We start from the raw sequence: 1,793 nt of genomic DNA on the forward strand, positions 1-1,793 counted from the left end.
CTAAGTCTTCGGCGGTGACAAACCGCTCACTGATCTGGTTGAGGCAAGCATTCAACGCGGCAGCCAACTCATAACGAGTTGCAGCCCGGTTGCCTCTAAAGGTCTTATCGGGATAGCCTTCGATGCAGCCATAGCGCTCTACTAAAGACTGAACTGCCTGGAAGGCCCAGTCAGTAGGTTGAACATCCGATAGCTCAGACACAGAGGTGACTTGAGCAATAGAATTATCCTCAGCCACAGGTTGAACGAGTTGCTGAGTAATTACTGGCCTTTGCGTTAAAGCCTTTTGCGGGGTGGCCGCTTCAGGCTTAGCAGTTGCTTCAGAAGACTTCAAAACAGATGCAGCTGCAGCTATATCAGACTGATCGGGAGATTGAGCTTGCTGCAGAATGGTAGTAGTTATCTGCTCAGAGGGCTTAACAGTCACTGTAGCCTCAGCAGCTACTGGAATTGCCAGAGTAATTGTACCTAGCAGCCCAAGGCTTCCCGTCAACAGAGCGGTCCTTTTCACTTCGTTATTCCTCAACCACCAAGAAATTTATCTTGAACAAAATTCTGCTCAAAGTCGAATGTACCAAAGTGCAGCACTTTTAGATATAGATTTTGGATAAATAACTTTTCAGCAGCTGAAGTTACCACTGCCATCCAAAAACCAATCTGTAACAGCTGCAATGGCTACTCTGGTAAAAAAGATTTAGGTTCACTTCCATTTCGCCTGCCAGTAGTCCCCAGCGGCTTTGAGTTACTCTTGGTCATTTTACTATTCCCACAAGCAGACCTTTAGGAAAGTACTGACAAGAAAATTCAGTTGTTTAAGCATTGCAGTTTGGAAGGGTTGCCTGTGAGAAAATTGTCAGGCTGAAGTCAGGATGCTTATGGCAGTTTATTTAGTGACAGGTGCAAATCGCGGTATTGGTTATGAGTACTGCCGTCAACTTCAGGAGCGAGGAGAGAGAGTAATTGCTGTGTGTCGCTCTGCCTCCCAGGAGCTAAGAGACCTGGGGGTAGAGGTTAAGGAGGGGATCGATATTACCTCAGATGCTTCTGTGGCAGACTTGCGCGATCGCCTAGCAACGAGCATTGATGTTTTAATTAATAATGCTGGAATTATCAAGCGGGTGTCCCTAGAAGCGCTGGACTTTGAGAGTATCCGCGAGCAGTTTGAAGTGAATGCCCTGGGCCCATTGCGGTTAACCCGTGCCTTGTTACCTTTGCTTAAAGCAGGCTCCAAAGTCGTGTTAATGACCTCTCGCATGGGATCGATCGCAGACAACACTTCTGGAGATTCCTATGGCTACCGGATGTCCAAAGTGGCCCTATCCATGGCCGGCAAATCCCTGGCCCATGATCTTAAGCCCCGGAGAATTGCGATCGCAATTCTCCATCCCGGCCTGGTCCAAACTCGGATGACCAACTTTACCGCCAATGGGATCACCCCAACAGTGGCAGTTAAAGGACTGCTTGAGCGAATTGATCAACTCACCCTCGATACCTCTGGCAGCTTCTGGCATAGCAATGGCGAAGAACTTCCCTGGTAGATTTGCCCAGGAGGAATTGTTACTACCCTCAATCCAAGCATCCAGCGGCTATCAGGATTCTGCTGCCAGGGCCTGGGCGATCGCTTTGAGTCCCAAGGGGGCTTTCACCAGCCAGTTATGACCCAGAATCGAGCACGGCGAGGTCGGCGTCGGTCTGGTCGGTGAGGAAGCAGGTGAAGCGGGCGCCGTCGACGTCGTCGAGGGTCTGCTGGGCGCCGGGGTGCAAGGGCTCGCGGCGCACGATCACCCGGCTGC

General features: G+C 50.5%; 2 protein-coding genes. One reads left to right on the plus strand and one right to left on the minus strand.

What is annotated here, in order from left to right:
• A partial coding sequence (locus AC2VE5_RS26775; protein WP_486890578.1) for an iron uptake porin occupies nt 1-511 on the minus strand: 511 nt, incomplete at its 3' end.
• A gap of 364 nt (nt 512-875) precedes the next feature.
• On the opposite strand from AC2VE5_RS26775, the gene AC2VE5_RS26780 reads away from it, so the two are divergent.
• The gene (locus AC2VE5_RS26780) at nt 876-1,538 is read left to right on the plus strand and encodes an SDR family oxidoreductase (protein WP_486890580.1); all 663 of its coding nucleotides are present in this window, start codon (nt 876-878) and stop codon (nt 1,536-1,538) included.
• Nucleotides 1,539-1,793 lie beyond the last annotated feature (255 nt).

Source organism: Aliterella sp. E5.1 (genome assembly GCF_057473825.1).